Source organism: Ohtaekwangia koreensis, from assembly GCF_900167975.1.
GTDB classification, from domain to species: domain Bacteria; phylum Bacteroidota; class Bacteroidia; order Cytophagales; family Cyclobacteriaceae; genus Ohtaekwangia; species Ohtaekwangia koreensis.
The window spans coordinates 122,868-141,137 of the sequence record NZ_FUZU01000005.1 but is presented as its reverse complement, the minus strand read 5'-3'; the positions used below and the strand labels follow the sequence as shown (position 1 = coordinate 141,137).

At 41.1% G+C, this 18,270-nt stretch carries 12 protein-coding genes; 8 read left to right on the top strand and 4 right to left on the bottom strand.

The annotated features are described in order from the left end of the window. Positions 1-377: 377 nt before the first annotated feature. Positions 378-2,279 (bottom strand): asparagine synthase (glutamine-hydrolyzing), encoded by a 1,902-nt coding sequence (asnB, locus tag B5Y40_RS27790; RefSeq protein WP_079690159.1) that lies wholly within the window; start codon positions 2,277-2,279, stop codon positions 378-380. 67 nt (positions 2,280-2,346) lie between these two features. On the opposite strand from asnB, the gene B5Y40_RS27785 reads away from it, so the two are divergent. Then, positions 2,347-3,495 carry a carboxylate-amine ligase gene (locus B5Y40_RS27785; protein ID WP_079690158.1) on the top strand — a complete coding sequence of 383 codons (1,149 nt, stop codon included), beginning with the start codon at positions 2,347-2,349 and terminating at the stop codon, positions 3,493-3,495. 3 nt (positions 3,496-3,498) lie between these two features. Here the strand turns inward: B5Y40_RS27785 and B5Y40_RS27780 are convergent, their stop codons facing one another. Both B5Y40_RS27780 and B5Y40_RS27775 read right to left on the bottom strand, forming a co-directional pair. Next, positions 3,499-7,494 carry an AAA domain-containing protein gene (locus B5Y40_RS27780; RefSeq protein WP_079690157.1) on the bottom strand — a complete coding sequence of 1,332 codons (3,996 nt, stop codon included), beginning with the start codon at positions 7,492-7,494 and terminating at the stop codon, positions 3,499-3,501. Between the two features lie 88 nt (positions 7,495-7,582). Continuing rightward, the gene (locus tag B5Y40_RS27775; RefSeq protein ID WP_079690156.1) at positions 7,583-8,488 is read right to left on the bottom strand and encodes a ComEA family DNA-binding protein; all 906 of its coding nucleotides are present in this window, start codon (positions 8,486-8,488) and stop codon (positions 7,583-7,585) included. 172 nt (positions 8,489-8,660) lie between these two features. Between B5Y40_RS27775 and B5Y40_RS27770 the strand changes: the two genes are divergently transcribed. The 6 genes from B5Y40_RS27770 to B5Y40_RS27745 all read left to right on the top strand — a co-directional run bounded on the left by B5Y40_RS27770 (position 8,661) and on the right by B5Y40_RS27745 (position 12,757). After that, complete coding sequence (locus tag B5Y40_RS27770) at positions 8,661-9,062, top strand: hypothetical protein (RefSeq protein WP_143785974.1); 402 nt, start codon at positions 8,661-8,663, stop codon at positions 9,060-9,062. A 32-nt stretch (positions 9,063-9,094) separates the two neighbouring features. Then, on the top strand, positions 9,095-9,565 hold the full coding sequence (locus tag B5Y40_RS27765) for a group I truncated hemoglobin (RefSeq protein ID WP_079690154.1): 471 nt from the start codon (positions 9,095-9,097) through the stop codon (positions 9,563-9,565). 148 nt (positions 9,566-9,713) lie between these two features. Continuing rightward, positions 9,714-10,973, top strand: a complete 1,260-nt coding sequence (hemA, locus tag B5Y40_RS27760; protein WP_079690153.1) for a glutamyl-tRNA reductase — start codon at positions 9,714-9,716, stop codon at positions 10,971-10,973. 45 nt (positions 10,974-11,018) lie between these two features. Further along, a complete protein-coding gene (locus B5Y40_RS27755; RefSeq protein WP_079690152.1) occupies positions 11,019-11,474 on the top strand; it encodes a DinB family protein in 456 nt (151 codons plus the stop codon). Between the two features lie 25 nt (positions 11,475-11,499). Beyond that, positions 11,500-11,988 carry a 1,2-phenylacetyl-CoA epoxidase subunit PaaD gene (gene paaD, locus B5Y40_RS27750; protein ID WP_079690151.1) on the top strand — a complete coding sequence of 163 codons (489 nt, stop codon included), beginning with the start codon at positions 11,500-11,502 and terminating at the stop codon, positions 11,986-11,988. A gap of 160 nt (positions 11,989-12,148) precedes the next feature. Then, positions 12,149-12,757, top strand: coding sequence for a hypothetical protein (locus B5Y40_RS27745; protein ID WP_079690150.1), 609 nt, complete (start codon positions 12,149-12,151; stop codon positions 12,755-12,757). 51 nt (positions 12,758-12,808) lie between these two features. Here the strand turns inward: B5Y40_RS27745 and porU2 are convergent, their stop codons facing one another. After that, complete coding sequence (gene porU2, locus B5Y40_RS27740) at positions 12,809-17,731, bottom strand: putative type IX secretion system sortase PorU2 (RefSeq protein ID WP_079690149.1); 4,923 nt, start codon at positions 17,729-17,731, stop codon at positions 12,809-12,811. A gap of 190 nt (positions 17,732-17,921) precedes the next feature. On the opposite strand from porU2, the gene B5Y40_RS27735 reads away from it, so the two are divergent. Then, positions 17,922-18,257 carry a PadR family transcriptional regulator gene (locus B5Y40_RS27735; protein ID WP_079690148.1) on the top strand — a complete coding sequence of 112 codons (336 nt, stop codon included), beginning with the start codon at positions 17,922-17,924 and terminating at the stop codon, positions 18,255-18,257. Positions 18,258-18,270 lie beyond the last annotated feature (13 nt).

Sequence of the window (18,270 nt, the reverse complement as noted above, 5' to 3'; positions counted from 1 at the left end):
AGCTGATCAAAATATTATAATGAAAATACTGCCCATCGATCAAGTAAATTTTGATCAAATCGGCATTTTTAAATTTTTATACTGAATCAGGTTTGACCAAAAAATAAAGGTCAGATGTTTCCACCTGACCTTACTAAACAACCAGACGCTGTCCGTTAAACTAGCGCAACTGGAAGCTCTTAAATGACAAAATCTTGAGGTTAGCCAGTCTAAAGGCAACGATGCATTAAAATATAAATTTTAAAGGTATTAGTTAAAAAACGAACCACATTTAAATAAAAACATCAGAAATCGATATAGCAACGTTAGAAACACACGCACATACACCTAAATGTTATAATTTATTTAAGTTTTTATCTAAAAACTAAACCGACATACTACATAATTTTTTTCCACCAGGACTGGAAAACAATCAATCCCCAAATTCGGGCATGTACGTCTCCAGGGTTGGATGAGAAAAGCTGTTGTTTGAGTTTTTCTATTTCACGATAGTCAAAGATGCCTTGCGCCTGGATAAATTGTTCTGACAACAGATCATCGACAATCAAAGACTTCATTTCATTTCTGAACCATTTTAACAAGGGAACCTCGAAGCCCTTTTTAGGGCGATTATATAATTGAGCAGGAAGTACATCGCGAAAAGCATCCTGAAGAATTCTCTTTCTATACTGTCCGTTGATTTTGAATTCTCCCGGGAGGCTGAAAATAAAATTCACCACCTCGTAATCCAGAAATGGAACCCGCACTTCAAGTCCATTGGCCATGCTCATTAAATCTACTTTTGTAAGCATATCATTTGGCAGAACGAGTTGCATGTCCGTGAGTAGTATATCATTGATGCTTTCCTGATCGGGTATATTTTGCAGTATACTTTTACGTCTCGGCACAAACTCACTCAGCCATCGGTTGATCCGTAAATCCGGATGAAGCATTGCTAATGTCTCATCTTTATCAGCGTAGCTTGCCCAACGCCAATATCTATCCTTCGAAGAAAGTTTCATTCCTTCACTGAAGCGTGCGAGTTGTCTGGCTTTATTTGCCAACGAACTATTCCTCGATTGTGGCAGCGCTTTCCAAAGTGAATGAAAGCTACCCACCAGCTTTTCCTTTACTCCCTTATGAATGATCCGGTTAAACGCAGCATGTTTATTATAGCCTGCTAACATTTCATCCGCTCCATCTCCCGATAGGGCAACCGTTGCATGCTTGCGCGTTTCCTTACTCAATATATATACTGCCAGAGCAGATGAATCTGCAAAAGGTTCATCTATATAATCAAGTACAGCATTTACATGCGTATAGAGATCACTATTCGTAAGCGAAAAAACGGTATGTTCCGTTTTGAAATGTTTGGCTACCAGTCGTGCATAATTTGTTTCATCGAAAAATTTTTCATCGCGAAAGCCAATGGAAAATGTATGCAGATCTGGCTTGTGCTTGCTCGCCAACGCTGTAATCACTGACGAGTCTATTCCTCCGCTTAGGAACGCTCCCAACGGTACATCTGCTACCAATCTTCGCTGCACCGAAGCTTCAAGTAACTGCATCAGTTTTGCTTGTGCGTCTTTATAGGAGATAGGATTTCGTTCAGCTTCATCGCGGTTGTACGGAATCTGATAGTAGGATTGAATGTCAATATTCTGCCGTGACACCATCATATAGTGCCCCGGCATTAATTTCTTTACATTCAGAAATATAGAATCTGGTGCGGGTATATAGTTAAGCTGAAGATAAGTATAGAGAGAATTATAATCAATATTCTTTTCAATACCATACTGCAGCAAAGATTTCATCTCGGATGAAAATAAAAATTTGTCCTCATCGAAAAGATATAGCAACGGCTTAATACCGAAACGATCGCGGGCAACAAAGAAGGTCTGTTCAGCTTTATCGTATATACAGAACGAAAAAAAACCATTCAATTTATTCAGGCATTTTTCTTTCTGATCGATGTATAGTTTCAACAGAACTTCCGTATCGGAATGAGAGAAAAATGTATACCCTTTTCGCTCAAGTTCCCGTCTTAGTTCCTGGTAATTAAAAATCTCACCATTAAATACTATGCAATAGCGTTTGCTTTCATCCCACATCGGCTGGTGTGCAACCGAAGTGGTGTCTATAATAGACAATCTGCGATGACCAAGACCCACCCATTCATCAATATAAATATCCTGAAAGTCTGGTCCGCGTTTTTGTATTGCCATCGTGGCATTTGTGATTTGTATCTTGTTGAATTTACCAACGAGGTTAAAAGCAAAAATGCCCGTTATGCCGCACATGAATTTTACAAATGAATTTGATTCCGGAAAGTTAATGGATTATAGAATATCTTAATTATTTTTCCCCATGCAAGAAAGTCATACTAACGATTTACAATTCAATTCGAGTGAGCACGAACTTTCCATGGGCGTTGAACTTGAACTGCAGGTCCTTGATCAAAAAAATTTGTTACTGACACCGCGTGCAGCAGAGATCATTGAATCCTTAGGAGGTGATGCTTTTAAGCAGGAGTTTTTTCAGAGTACGATCGAAATTATCACAGGCGTTTGCAATACAGTACAGGATGTTGAAAAAGATCTGAAACGTTCAATTTTAAAAGCACGCGAAGCATCCGCCCCTCTGGGGTTAACACTCGCGTCAACCGGTACACATCCGTTAGCGGATTACCGCGATCGATTGGTTACACCATCACCGCGCTATCATGAATTGATTGATCGCAATCAATGGCTGATCCGAAGGATGGCTGTATACGGTATGCATATTCATTTGGGAATGAAGTCTGGTGAAGATTGCATTCGCTTCAATTATTTCTTTATGCATGTGTTGCCGCATATCCTGTCGCTTTCCGGAAGTTCGCCCTTCTGGCAAGGTATGTATACCGGCTTGTCTTCTTGCAGACCGACAACATACGAGGCATTGCCCACTGCAGGTATGCCGTACCTGGTTAAAGACTGGAAAGAATTTCAAAAGCTATATAACTTTTTACTTCGATCGAAAGCTATACATAGTATGAAAGATCTTTGGTGGGATCTTCGTCCTAGTCCACAGATTGGAACACTGGAACTTCGCTTCTGCGATGAACCCGCTACACTAGCCGAGGCGTTGGGTATAGCAGCCTTTGTACATGCGCTCGCGCATTGGTTTCGTGATCACGAAGAAGAATGGACAAAGTCGCATACGCCCTTGAAGCGTTGGATCTTCCGTGAAAATAAATGGAGGGCAATTCGCTTTGGACTTAACGCTGAAATTGTCACCAGTAAAAATGGAAAGACTACGGTATTACGAAAAGATATCAAAAGCTGGCTGCGATCGGTAGAGCCCTATATCAAACAGCTAGGCTATAGTCACTATATTTCAGTGATCGAGGGCGTTCTTGAAAAAGGGAATAGCTCTGACCGGCAGCACGCTATATTTACAAAGTCTGACAACCTGATGGAAGTATTGCGGCATAATGTTTCGGAATTTGAGAACGGAGTTCCCAACTGGAATATCTAACCATCAAGAAGCTGCTGTACCGGAGAAGAGTATAATTTCGTGCTCAATTTTCTGGCGATCTTTCCAATAATTACGGCTATATATCATACGGTAGTTCCAGTTCTTCTGCGACAGAAGTGACGGTGTATATACATGCGCTTCTTTAACAGATTGACTTTGATAGTAGCGAATGTCATCCGTTAATAAAATACCAAGGTAATTATCTTTCTTCTTTACACTGATGTCAGAGAAAGGCAATGAGTTCGTTTCGAATAAGAATTCATTTAACCGCGATACACTCCAGCTACGAAGATGATTCTTCAGATACCAACTTGAGCGTTCGCCATCCTGCTCATTGGTCTGTGGTGTAAACCTCCGCTGATCTACTTCACGTGCGAAGGCCAGGTATTGTTTCAGCAGACGCGGACCATCATTTTTCACATCGTCAGTTTTCAATTGCTCAGGCCATATACTACACACCAGAATTATTTTTTCACGTGCACGAGTAACAGCAACATTAAGCCTGTTTTCCCCTCCTGTCGAATTCAGACTTCCAAATTGCATCATCATTTTACCTTTCTTATCAGGTGCGTACCCAATGGAGAAAATGATAATATCTTTTTCATCACCTTGTACATTCTCGATGTTTTTGACAAAGAGTGTAGCAGGCAACAGTATACCTATATTTATAGCTTCTGCCTCAAGCAAATCGAGGATGAGCATTTGCTGCGGTGCATTAAAAGTAACTACACCAATTTCTTTACCGGGTTGTGTTTGCAGCAGGCTAATCACTTTGGCTACCACAGCTTCAGCCTCCGCGTTGTTTGTCTGGTTTTCCCAAACACCATCTACCTTGGTATATTCTATAGCAGGTTGATTTTTATTGATCACATTTTTATCCGGCAACAACTGGAGTTTACCTTCATAGAAATGCTTATTAGAGAAATCGATCAACTCTAAAGATTTACTTCGATAATGTCCTTGTAAGTGAACAGTGGATACATATCGCTCCACGAGTTCAAGCACCGAGTCTACCTCAAGCTCCGGATTCTCCTGGTCATCTTCCCAACGTACCTGGTACATTTCATTCGGACGAAGCTGCTTGTTATCGCCCGCTACAATGATTTGCTTTCCTCTATACATGGAAGGTATACCACGCTCAGCAAAACACTGCGATGCTTCATCAAAAATTACGATATCAAACAACTCCATCATAGGAAAAACTGCTGACACCGATTCAGGTGAAGCCATCCAACATGGCATTAATTGAAAAAGCTCTTCACGATATTCAGTTATAACTTTTCGAACAGGCCAGATTTTTTTCTTCTTTGTTACCTGGTGGTATAGATCCCGATAGGTAATGCGGTTATTCAACCGGTTATATTCTATACCTTCATAGATACGTTCGCGGGCGCGCACCAACAGTATATCTTCGCTTAACTTTTGCTTCTCATATACCAGTTGTTGCAATTCTGTTTGCAGTGTCTCCATTTTCATGGTAGACACGGATCGAAGCACCGGGTATTTTGTTTCAATGTGATCGATCCACGCAAGCCGTATACTATTTTGAAACAAAGCTTCCATGCGAGCTGCATCCCATTCCTTCAGATGATCGTTTAGTTTGGTGATCACTTCTTTTTCATACGGTCTGAGGCTTACCTTTAGTTTATCGAAGGCGCACAGGTTATCGAAATCACGCTTAAGTGTTTTTGTAAATTCAGTTTCAAGAAATGGCTCTAATACAATTTGCCTGTATTGATACGGCGAAAGATACCGAAGCCATGTTGCTTTACGTGCCGGAACGTCACTAACAAGTTTTGATGCCTGTTGAAGGAGATCTATAAATTCCTTACGGGATAAAGACTGAACATCTATAGCCTTGTTTACCTCACGCAGCGAACTGAATATAAGCTTTGCGCGAACGGCAAACTTTTTCCTTCGAAACCATTTCTTTAATTGATCGGCATTGTAATCACCCGGAACTTCCTGTAACCAGCTCTTGGAGCGAAGTGCAGTTAAATGATGTTCCAAGTTTAAGCGACTGTCAATTCGTTGCTCCAACACATTGAGTCCAATTTTATTATAGGCTAGTCCGTTCGCTACAAGAATACGTTTTACCAGAAATTTATTCTCTGAGAAAAACTCCCAACGCACCATGCGAATCAGATTACTTCTTGCATCCACACGCTGTTGTAATGCCTCCTGCACTTTACCGAGTTGATCGCTGATAATCGTTGCTTCAGGTCCTTCTTCCTGGAAGCAATTCAGAACAACACGCTCCATGTTTGCAAGCCAGAGCAAACTCGTTTCATCATCGGTCTCGCGCACCATCGTCTGGAAGTAACGGTACGTCTCCTCATCTTTCAAGACACTGATCATTCCGAGAATTTCGTCTTCTCTGAAATAAAATGATTCAGCATCCTCCAGGTTTAAAGGTATACCCAGAAGCGCCTGGACTTCATTTGAAACTTGTTTTTGATATTGAACTATATCATGAATTGTTCTTTCTATCTCGCGCTCATCCGCAGGATGAAACTCGGCAAAAGATTTACGATCGCGCCAACGGTAATCATCACCCTCAAACCACGCAGCATAGTTGGTATACATTTTCAGCGTACGCGTAAAATCCGGTAACTCTGAAAAGCTGAAGTACTGATACTCCTGTTTTACATTTATTGAATCTGCATGCGGATCGCTGGTGAGGTATAATTCTTTTATAGTAATTCCACACTCGGTATCGTTAAAGAGGGCACTCTTAAATTCTTCAAGCTCTTCAGTGATCAGGTCGATCCTTCTGCTTACCTGAAAAAACCTGCGCTCGGTTTGAATAACATCTACACCACGATTTCGCGTTTTATAGTCTTCTATATTTTCAATCTGACGCGCGATCTTTGCGAAGACTTCCTTCCGATCGTTTCTGAAATCATGAATGAGCCCGAGGAAATCCTCGAGACCAATTTCACGCAAGCGTTTATATACTACATCCAACGCGGCACGTTTCTGGCAGACGAGTAAAGCTTTCTTACCGGAAGCCATGGCATCAGCAAGAAGATTACAAATCATTTGTGATTTACCTGTACCGGGGGGGCCTTGTACTACAACAGACTTCCCAACCTTCACAGCTTTTATCGCAGTCTCCTGGTGAGCATCCAACAGGAAGGGCGTAAATATTTTTTCTTCGCTGATGCGTACATCTGCTACCTGCTGAGATTTACCGGTGAAGAAATCTTCGAGATCCAGAATAGAATCGTTCTCCAACAGATATTGATAATCAGGAACGAGTTGTGAACCTGCTTGTGGAAATATACCCAGCACAGCTTCAGGATATAGTTTGATCTCACCATTGCGGTGAGTTTCATTAAATGCATCTTTCTTAAACTCCTGGAAAGGGATAAGTTCATCCCGGAAGTTATCAGGGTTAAAGTTGATTTCGATTTTGTCTTTGATCAACTGGTATAGCTGCGTGCGAAAAACTGTACTGTCCTTATCGAAATCATCAAATGTAGTATCAGTTAACGATTCATCCAGCTTTACTTTATTATATAGCGAGTATGCTAACAGGAACGTTTTATTAAATGTAACACCAGCATCTTCCCGTGGCTCCAATACCCAGTGTTGTCCGGATTGGACAATGGTAACGGGGAAAAAAAGCAGCGGACAACGTACCATGGTGCTATCTGAAAATTTACCGTGCACAAAAGGCCAGCCTACATGAAGGTCATTCGAGCCGCGCTCTTCATATATAAACCGGTCGATGCGCTGGAGGTTTTTCAGTTTTTTGCTGGCTTCGTTATTTGCTTCAAGGCGACTGTCCAGTACCTGGCAAAGTTTCTTATTACGCCCCGCGATCAACGCATTGATAATTTCAAATGATCGCTCGTTGTTCAGAAAACTGAGTTCATGTATATCCATCAACTGCTCTGCGTGCAGTCGAAACAGAAGTAACGACCGGCTATTTCCCGTAAGGTTTGTGAGCCTGCGCAGGTAAGTCTGAAGGATGTGTTTTATAGTATCTGACATGTATCGTGATCGATCACTAAAAGTTAAACAATATGAGCATTAGTATTTGTATCAGGTAAATCTTTTATCGAGTGCCTGCATTTAACTTTTATTCAAAATCCAAATATCGGGTGATTTTCTGTATGGTCGTGGCGTCTAAGGCTTGTATCTTTCGAAGATCTTCAACATCATTGAATTTTCCATGCTGAAATCGATAGGCAACTATAGCTTTGGCGACAGACTTCCGTAGATAGGGATGAGTAGCCAGCTCTTTATCGGTAACGGTATTGATGTGGATTTTTTGTGGATTAAAATTTTCAATTATAAAGGACGCCTGTGATAATTTTTCGATGACAGCGGAATCCAAAGTATATATTTCTGTAAGCTGTGCCAAGTCGATAAAGCCCCCGAGCTTTTCGCGGTAAGCAACAATCCGTAGCGCGCGCTTCTCTCCTATACCATATACTTTTTTCAATTGTGCCGTGTCAGCCATATTCAAATCAAATTTTACAAATGCCCGTTTTGATTCGGCTTTCTTAAATTCTGGTTTTGCGTCAGCAAAAAACTTCCGTTGTGTTTTATCTGGTAACTGAATATAGGTATAAAGCCGATGATAGAACGATGAGTCCATACCATACATTTTCAGTAAATCAGATTTTATTCTGAATCTTCCGCCCTTCTTGCGATAGTTGATGATTCGGCCGGATATCTTTTCAGAAAAACCCAGAGACAAAAATTCTTGTTTCGAAATAATGTTCGGGTCGAAATAAAAAAGAGATGCTTTCGCGACCGGAGAATGTTGTGTGCTATCAATCTTCTCATTGTTCCATTGAATCACTAAACTGTCCAACAGTATTTCTCGAGGTGATTCATGTGCCGTATAATGGCTGGTATACCAATGATAAAACGGCTCTGAAAAAATAAGAAGCGCCATCAGCGGCAACAGAATCATAAATGCATTTACCTGCGAGCGCGAAAAGCCGAAGAAATTCTTCACCCAACGTTTAATCACCATAAACTATACTGTAATTATCTACAACTGTAAAAGAATTCTTCAATAACGGGATTTTTTTCGAAATCCAATTGTACCACTCACTTCGTATGTAAATACAAACACCTGAACCGGTAATGCGCATTGCTCTTTGTTGTCAGGTATAAAAGAAGTCATCAGTATAAAAAAATGCTTTATGAAAACTCTCCGAATTACTTCGGCCATCCTTGCTATGGCATTTATAGCGTTGATTCTGTACGCCAACCTTCGGCATCTTTCTGTCACCGAGCGACTAAAACATGTACAGTTAGTTTCTTTCAATTTAAGCGGAAGCTTAAGCAATAAGAGTCGTGTTTCTCTGACCGAAAAAATAAGCAGTAGCCCAGGCGTTACAGCTTGCTCGATCAATCCGGAAGGCACAATTGCCTCTGTCATTTATTATCCCGATGAAGTAGACGAAGCTACACTGAACGCAGTGCTCTCAACGCAGTGCACAATAGAAAAAAGAGAGCTTGCTGCCGTTGGTGGTTGTCCTGTTCACCAGGTGAATGCATCGGTTCAGCAATTTGTATCGATGCTTGATTTACGTACCCGATAAAACATTTCTCAATTTTAAATCCCAATGTATTTATGAAAACCAAACTGTTTAAAAATGCTGCTGTAGTGTTTACAATTCTAACACTTGCCTTCGCTGTAAGCTGTAGTGATGACGATGATGAAATGAAGGAAGACACATCCTTGTATACTCGCCTTGGCGGCATTGATGCGATCTCCGCTGTAACCGATCAGTTTCTGGCGAACGTTGCCGCAGATAGTAAAATCAATGCCCGGTTCGAAGCCACGGTTGCAAATTCTTCCAGACTGCAATTGCTTCGTAACAACCTTATCGACCAGATCTGCGCAGGTTCGGGTGGTCCTTGTCAATACAAAGGAAAGACAATGGCCGCGGCTCATGCCGGCATGGGCATAACGCAGGACGAATTCAATGCATTGGTTGCTGATCTTGTTGCTGCGCTTGAAAAGTTTAGTGTGCCAGCCCAAGAAAAAAATGATTTGTTGGCAATCCTTGGTCCCATGCAATCCGATATCGTTGGAAAATAATCTGGAATGATGATCAACTTTAAAATCGCTTCTCCGTAACAGGAGGAGCGATTGCTCAAGCGAACTATTTATATTAATTCTAAATTATATATCTGCTGACATTTATCATGATTGATTTTCATTCTGGTTTTACCTTTGCAACTCGAAAATGACACAGAATCTAAAAGCACTCGTTCTAACCTATAAAACCGCACCCGTGGCGGTTCGTGAGCAGGTATCTCTTACTGAGTCAGCTGTTAAATTATTATTGAATTTTATCCGCGACTATACTCAGGCTACCGATGTTCTGATCGTGTCTACTTGTAATCGTACGGAGATTTATTATGTATCGGAGCAGGATTATGCTACCGAAATTTTCAGAGGTCTTTCTTTTGTTAAAAATATCGAACAAGGATTTGAGCAGCACTTCACCACCTTAACAGGTTTAAGTGCTATAAATCATTTGTTCGAAGTGGCTATTGGACTGGATGCGCAGGTTATTGGCGATCTCCAAATTTCCGGGCAAGTAAAAAATGCTTATCAGTGGAGCGCAGACGAAAACATGGCGGGACCTTTCCTCCACAGATTGATGCACACCATTTTCTTTGTAAACAAACGTGTTGTTCAGGAAACTTCCTTCCGCGATGGAGCAGCTTCCATTTCATACGCTGCCAAGGAAATGGCTGATGACCTGACCGCAGGCATTCGTGAACCAAAAATTTTAGTGGTAGGTGTAGGTGAGATCGGTCAGGATGTTTGTCTGAATCTTGTAAATACGCGTCTTCAAAATGTTACGATTCTGAATCGTACACTTGACAAAGCTGAAAAGCTTGCACAGAAATGTGGATTCAGATTTAGCGGAGTTGAAAATCTGAAAGAAGAAATACAAAAAGCGGACGTTGTAATCAGTTCTGTTTCAGGAAATGAGCCGTTGATCAACCGCGATCTTTTAAACGACATCAAAATCTTTTCGCATAAATTCTTCATTGACCTTTCCATGCCTCGCAGCATCGAAGCATCAATTGAGGAAATTCCGGGTGCCATCGTTTATAACCTCGATGACATCCAAGAAAAAACAAACGAAGCAGTAGAAAAACGGAAAGCGGCTATACCTAGAATTCAAGCGATCATTCGCGAGACTATAGGTGAGTTTGAAGACTGGTCGAAAGAAATGGTAGTCTCTCCTACTATTCAAAAGCTAAAAAATACGCTTGAGAAAATTCGTCAGGAAGAACTGGCTCGTTTTCTAAAGAATTCGAAACCGGAAGAAGCTGAAAAGCTTGATGAAATGAGCCGATCGCTGATGCAGAAAATATTGAAGTACCCGGTGCTTCAACTAAAGGCGGCTTGTAAACGTGGCGATGCAGAGTCTCTTACAGAAATGCTCCACGAACTCTTCAACCTTGAAAAGGTATCGGAGAAAAAGTAGCTCCAGTTAAAAATCAACAAGCCGACAGGCTTTTCTTCTATCATTATGAAAACTGTAGCACTTGAGCTCCAGCAAATCGTTAATCTTTTTGCTGATCGATTAACCCATATTCCTGATGCTGAGTTCTCAGCAAAACCGCTACCTCATAAATGGAGTAAGAAAGAAGTGTTGGGGCACTTGATAGACTCGGGACACAATAATCTACGCAGATTCATCTGTGGCCAATACGAAAGTATACCTCCTCAAATTTTATACGATCAAAATTTCTGGGTAGCTGTAAACAATTACCAGGCTTCAAAAAAAGAAGATGTAATTATACTTTGGAAACTTATGAATGAGCGCATATGCGGTGTTCTACTTTCAATGCCCGAAGATAAATACACGCTGGAATGTAACACCGGCCGCGATATAGCTGAACTTCATTCACTCGAATGGCTGGCCGTTGATTACGTGAGACATCTGAAGCACCATTTGAACCAGATCATTCCCGGTTCATTTTAACGCGATCTATTCGTAGCTTTATAGCATGTCGTCTTTTACAGTGGATGAGATTTACCAATGGCTTGAAGAAGTCAAAGATCCGGAAATACCAGTTTTATCATTGGTAGATCTTGGAGTAATCACATCTATAGCTATAGCTGGGGAAACTGTAAAAATCGAAATGACCCCAACCTTCGTTGGCTGCCCTGCGCTGGATTTAATGCAACGCGAAGTAACTGAGACGCTACGAGCGAAAGGTATTCACGAGGTTGCCATTACGGTGTCGTTTCGACAGCCATGGTCATCTGATAAGATCTCTGAGAAAGGGAAACTGGCCCTGAAAAAATTCGGACTGGCTCCTCCTCCTTCCGCAGAAATCTTTCAGGATATAGATTTACTCGCACATGTAGCCTGCCCACGATGCAATGGCACTAACACAGAATTAAGAAACACGTTCGGCCCCACCCTCTGCCGTTCGATTCACTACTGCCATACCTGTAAAGAAGCCTTCGAACAATTTAAACCTATACACTGATTCGTTGTGCTATTTATTCAATGATGGATTCTTCTATTGCAACCTGAAATATGAAATTGGTTCTCAAAACATACTCATCCCATAAAATGCTGAGAATCAGAGGAACATTTTATTTCTTTATACCGTATTGGTCACTTGGAGCCTTTTTATATAAGCTAGTATGAGAACTTTGTTATCTGGTGTGGTTATTACCAGTTGTGCTTTTGTGTTTTGGAACTGTGGTGAAAAAAAAGTCGCACAGGAACAGACAACAACATTTACGCGACTGGACTCGCTTACGGACTGCTATCTTGGCTTACAAGACAGTATGCTGCAGGCGTGGAATGTTATGATCCATGATGACAACCAGAAAATCAAAGCTATGCATAACCTCATTCACGAGTTAATGATATCATCTCCTGAACGAAGTGAAGAGCTTGCTGTATACGAACAACGCCTGGATCAATTGCTCCGGCTACGCTATACGCAGAAAACAATGGCCAATAGTGATGTTGTTGAAGAGTATGACTTTGCCTCCAATTCACTTGTAAGTGAACTTCTTTCATTGGCTCAATCACAAACTGAATTCAATTACAATACAACGCTTCAAAAGCTTGCAGAAGAAATTCAACAAGCTGACCAACGTGTTAATAATTATCGTGAAGAATACGACATCGTTGTTGCCTCTTACAATCGCTTTCTCGAAAAAAATCAGGCAGATATAAAGGATATCGATGCTCATATCCCACTTGAAAAACGCCCGATGTTCCAAATGGTATCAGAAGAGTAATTGCTACTTTGATGGAGACATTATTAATACTCCACGGCAGCTATCTATAGATTATTTTAATAGTACAAGTTTGCCTTCTCTTGTTATCTGACTTCCATTCAGATTAAGCTGCAGCTTATATATATATACTCCATCCGGCATTGTGTTGCCATTTAAATCAGTCCCATCCCACTTAAGGTTGTTCACACCGATGTGAAAATCAGCAATATCATCCTGTGAAAAAGCGTGGAGCAGTTTGCCGTTTACGTCCACTAACTCAAGGTTAAAATTCTCTGGCAAAGATTCTCCACTCATAATAATTCTGAAATAGAACTCAGAGGCAGATGGATTCGGGTAAGGCTCAGAAACTGTAATAGAAGTTTCCTTACTCACTACAAAGTCAATAAGATAGGGGTCAGCTCCACTGCTATTATTACGTGCATCCGATGCCTCCACGCGTAAAGTATATTTACCTTCCGGCAGATTTGTTGGCTTGAACTCAATTCTAAAATCAGAGGTTTCAGTAGCCGGGTACCACGTGACTTCGGCACTCGTCAAGTCGATAGGTGTTGGACTACAGTCTTCTTCTTCACATGGATACGTAAGATATACTTTCATTCCTTCCAGATCGTGCTTAAAATTCTTTTTATTTTCATCCCATACACGAACCAGGATAAACGGATTGCTAGATACAAAGTCTCCGTTCAGTACATGACGATCGTCAATGGTAACATCTAATACTGGGGCAAACTCATCCAGCGTTACATTCAGATAATCCGTAAGCGACAATACGTTGTTGTCATAGTATTGTTCGGGCTCAACCTGCGGATTAACAAATACATTAACATCATTCAAGCCAACCATACCCGATGTCGAAATGTTGAGGCTAAACTTGGATGTATCTCCAGGCGCAGGAGGTTTTATCTTTATATACTCTAACTGAGATACGCGTTGGTCTTTATTAAACAACTCGTATCGCACTGAAAGCGAATCAGTAAACTCTTTATCACTGATATTGATAAATCCATAGGTCCCTTCCCATACTTCGCCTTCAGATATAGTTTGGGGTTCATAATTGTTTTTAAAGACTAGCAAACCTTCGGGCACTGGCGTATATAGCACCAGCCATTTCTCCAGTTGGGCAGGAGTAAGATTTATATTATCTCCAGTCTTATAAACAAGTTTAAGATAAGGATATACACCAGCATCGATAGACGACAAATCAAGGTCATCGACAATATCCTGGTATATAATTTCTTCTTCTCCATTCAGCTTTATACCCAGTATATCGAAACTCATGGCGTCCTGTGACTCTACATTCCTTGTATTGGCGATGAAGGATTCCCATTCTTTTGCGGGTCCGATCAATTTAGATTCCATAGTACCGGAGGTATACCCTCCTGTAATTGTTCCGCTTACAGTTAGTACTTGTTTATTGGCGGGAGTACCTGAAGTTCTTATAAACTTTGCTGTTCCAGGAGCAGTGCCTTTTTTACCAAAGATCACAACAGGTTCACCAGGAACAAGCGCATCGATTTGTGTTACTGATATACCGAGTTCACCCAACTTTGTTTTAGCAGCAGCGGGCCAGTTTTGATAGTATGCATCTCCAAGGTTAAATAATACTACAGAATCTCCCTCAGCAATATTATCCACATAGGTTCTGATGTCGTCATTATTATTCGTGATCATCTCGGTATAATAAAAGCTATTGATCACCCAAGGCGAACGTCCACAGGAGCGCAAGCCGCTATTATACCATTTAAATGGAATGCCTACATAAGGAGACGTTGAGCGTTTATCAAACGCAATCAGGTTAATAGTGTTACTGCGACATACATAGCCTTGCCTATATAGATTATACTCTGCTCCGCCAATCTTATAACTATAGTCCAGGTATGTTGCACCATAAGCAGAACCAAAGATTTTAATATCAAGCGATGTTACAGTTTCTTTAAAATTCAATTTTCGCAATGCTGCATCTTGCACTAGCCCTTCCGTTGTATTCGTAAGGTATTGAGGAAAATGTACCTGGGCCCAACCTTCCGGCCCGTTGTCTATATAGGTAAACGTACTTAACGTCCATGCATCACTTTCCCCTGCAAGGGGCTGTGATAATTTAGTTCTCCAATAATAGGCAAGTGTATCAGCTTCTATCAGGGCAATTGTTTGGCGACCCAGCACTGTACCCTTTATAGTAAATGTTTTTTTAAACTGACTGTCAAATGTATTTACAGTATCGAGCTCCACTATAAATTCCCGTTCATTGGAGAGAAGATCCGATGTTTGAAATGACAGTGGGAGGTCTTTAGTATGAACAATTGAAAAATTAGAAGGGAAAAGATTTTTGGTTCCATTCAACGCTATTGGCAATGTAAACGAAGCTGTGTTGTTGGTTTCACTGAGTTCGGTAATCACTCCATCCGGATCCAGTGTAATTTCAAAACGGTTGTTACCGGAACCATCTTCACGACCTTTTCTCACCACAAATGTTAACGTATCACTATAGAGCGTTGACGGGTATAAAGAATCGTATACAATCAACGAGTTGTCATTCAGGTAACGCTTTACCTCAATGCGCATAGTATCTTCCTTTGCCTGACCGAAGTTGCGCACAATGATCTTCAACGCAAATGAATCTGTTAAAGCTGTAACATCTCCTCCATCAAAAGATTCAAGGTATATATTGTCATCTTTTATTTCCAGATCAGGCTTGCTAGCTCCAAACAATGGAACAGCAGGATCGCCCAGCAGAATCATCTGCTGAACCTGTGATGTATTGGCAAGCGATGAACCTGTTTGAAGAATATGCCGCCTGGCAGTTTCTTTATGAATATCACCTATACCTTTATGGATAAACACGGAGTCACCAAACCCTACTTTATAAAACATTTCAGAGTATATTCTGAGATTGGATACAAAGCCATAAGCACTATGCGCTATAAATGCAGTAGCTCCTTTGTTTGCTGCCAACACCCAGTCTTCACCAAATAGTATCTTATTTGAAAAGAATGCACCGGCACTACATCCATTCATAATCAACATCGGATATTTATTGGGATTGTTATAGCCCATCACCGGATCGGTAACGTACCCTATATCAAAATCCAGTGTTGTGGCGGATGCGTGACCAAAAAATGTAATCAGGTTTAATCCTTTATTAACTTCTTCAGCAATGTTAATTAGCTCTATATCTGTAGAGCGTTTGGCAATGGCGGATACTTTTCCGCCCAGATGATAACTTGTTGCTATAGTGGCATAGTCTTCAAGAAACGAACGGAACAATTCAGGCTCACCCTCTTCAATTCCGCCACTTAGGTGGAGAACATTTTTTCTTCGCAGGTCATCAAAGGGTTTGGCCTCTGTTTCAATTACCTTGTTTAAGTAAGCAGCAACCTGAGCAGCATTCGTTGCTGTTATGCGTCCGGTTGGAACAGCTGGCTCATCTGTTGTTCCCGATAAACCTGCGGTATAGTATGCATCTGAACCTGGATGCCCTGCGGTAGGAACCAGATCTTTGTATGTTGCATAACCAGCAGCAGTAGGATTACGGTGATATCGTCCTCCATAGTCAAGTCCTTTTCCTATAATAAAAAGATAGCGTGGCAAGCTTGTACCAGCCAGGTATTGCATGAATTTATAAATAGCACGCGATGAAATTTCTCCGTAATTGAACTGATCATAAAGTTGTCCAATGTTCACCACCAACGTATCGTAGTTACCACCAGCAGTTGAAGCCCTATATTCAGCATATGCCTTTACCGGGTCGCTATAGCCACCAGCAGCTGTTCGTAACATCGGGTGACTGATGATAACATAATTGTAATCATGAGGATTAATCGATCTGAATTTTACCGGCTTTATTTTAGCCGACAAAGTAGCAGCCGCTGAAAAGATTTTACGCGAGATACTGGTTGATGGAACAACGGCATTTAATGTTGATGAGGAAGTTGTGCCTATTTTCACTACGGATGATGGATCGGTTACATCAAAAAGACGAAGGCCCACTGCCGGATTTTGTATCTCTATATATGATTTCCCAGCTACGTTCGCAGCAAGGTTAAATACCTTTTCGCTTAACGATGATGCAGTCGTCTGTTGCGCATAACGCAGTTTCATATAGGATGCACTGACGCGATCCGTTCCTCCCGTACCAATCACTTTAATACGAATCGGCAATGTACCATCGGTTGCTACATCACTCCACGCCAAATCTTGTTTATAGGTATACGCGTCATATCCGGAGAAGTTTACCGTTCCGATTAATCGTTGGCCGGCACCTGCATATATTTCGACAGCATGTGCCATCGGACCGCGGCCTACCAATAAAAGCTCTAACGTTGGAGGCGATGCAGAAGTAACTGTATTGGTAACATCTGAAAATGTGTAGTCTATAAACTGCGCTTGAACTACCTGCGAGCCTGTGAATCCTTCCCCGCGATCAAAAAATGTATACCGCATTTCAACGTTGTAGTCAGTGCCTTGAGAAAGCTCGTTTACAAACACCAACAACTTCTCATCAAAATGATAACTCTCAGCGCTGAGACCTGATGTATTGTTTTCGGAAAAAGAAACCATCCGTTTGCCTGAAAGTGAACTGGCTGTTAGAAAGTAACTGGTTGTATCACTATATAGATTGTAATATTTGTGCGGCTGAAGCGATGAAGGTTTGTAAAGATCAGCATCCAGTGTACCATCGTTACGCCTTCCATAAAATTCTATAAAATCTGAAGAATTGAATTGTCCATCGTCTTCCCCCTCTATATATATAGCCTGCTCTATGCCCCGGTGAAAAAGCTGGATCTTTTTTGGGTCAACAGAACCAACCGGGAAACCGGCTGCCTGCAAGGAGGAATAGTCAAGTTTGTAAATGCCGTCTTTGCCTACCGGAATTTTGAAATAGGACTGGCCAAAATCAATCCACTCGTTACCCATCTGGGCATCCGCTCGGACGACTGCTGAAAAAATCAGCAAAACTGAAAAAATACGGTTCATTAAACTGGAATTCAACTTCAATAACGCCTCCTAACAAAGGTACATACGAACTTCTGCATTGAAGTAAGTTGCTAAAAATCAAGATTCTATGAGAATTTCAAAAATATTCTAAAAATTTTCATCTAGTACTTGGCCATACATAGTACTTATCCGTATATAGATCTATATTGAACACAATAACCAGGGATGTATGAACCTTGAAAACACGCAAGTACAGATGAGAAAGGGAATTTTAGAGTACTGCATCCTCCACATTATCTCACGAGGCGAAGTTTATGCCTCTGATATGCTGGATGAGCTTACGGCAGCAAAAATTATTGTAGTGGAGGGTACCCTTTACCCACTCCTCACACGCCTCAAAAACGCGGGGCTGCTTGAATACAAATGGATCGAATCGAAATCCGGGCCACCTCGAAAATATTATAAACTTACTGACAAGGGAAGTAAATTTTTGGGAAAACTTACCGAGACTTGGGATGAACTTGTACATTCCACGCAAACTATTACTTCTAAGCCTAACATATAATTGTCTAACATCT

What these genes read in the sequence shown, in the direction of transcription:
- B5Y40_RS27770 (WP_143785974.1), top strand. Translation starts at nt 8,661, where the DNA reads ATGAAAACTCTCCGAATTACTTCGGCCATCCTTGCTATGGCATTTATA.
- B5Y40_RS27780 (WP_079690157.1), bottom strand. Translation starts at nt 7,494, where the DNA reads ATGTCAGATACTATAAAACACATCCTTCAGACTTACCTGCGCAGGCTC.
- paaD (WP_079690151.1), top strand. Translation starts at nt 11,500, where the DNA reads ATGTCGTCTTTTACAGTGGATGAGATTTACCAATGGCTTGAAGAAGTC.
- B5Y40_RS27785 (WP_079690158.1), top strand. Translation starts at nt 2,347, where the DNA reads ATGCAAGAAAGTCATACTAACGATTTACAATTCAATTCGAGTGAGCAC.
- B5Y40_RS27735 (WP_079690148.1), top strand. Translation starts at nt 17,922, where the DNA reads ATGAACCTTGAAAACACGCAAGTACAGATGAGAAAGGGAATTTTAGAG.
- hemA (WP_079690153.1), top strand. Translation starts at nt 9,714, where the DNA reads ATGACACAGAATCTAAAAGCACTCGTTCTAACCTATAAAACCGCACCC.
- B5Y40_RS27775 (WP_079690156.1), bottom strand. Translation starts at nt 8,488, where the DNA reads ATGGTGATTAAACGTTGGGTGAAGAATTTCTTCGGCTTTTCGCGCTCG.
- B5Y40_RS27765 (WP_079690154.1), top strand. Translation starts at nt 9,095, where the DNA reads ATGAAAACCAAACTGTTTAAAAATGCTGCTGTAGTGTTTACAATTCTA.
- B5Y40_RS27755 (WP_079690152.1), top strand. Translation starts at nt 11,019, where the DNA reads ATGAAAACTGTAGCACTTGAGCTCCAGCAAATCGTTAATCTTTTTGCT.
- B5Y40_RS27745 (WP_079690150.1), top strand. Translation starts at nt 12,149, where the DNA reads ATGAGAACTTTGTTATCTGGTGTGGTTATTACCAGTTGTGCTTTTGTG.
- porU2 (WP_079690149.1), bottom strand. Translation starts at nt 17,731, where the DNA reads ATGAACCGTATTTTTTCAGTTTTGCTGATTTTTTCAGCAGTCGTCCGA.
- asnB (WP_079690159.1), bottom strand. Translation starts at nt 2,279, where the DNA reads ATGTGCGGCATAACGGGCATTTTTGCTTTTAACCTCGTTGGTAAATTC.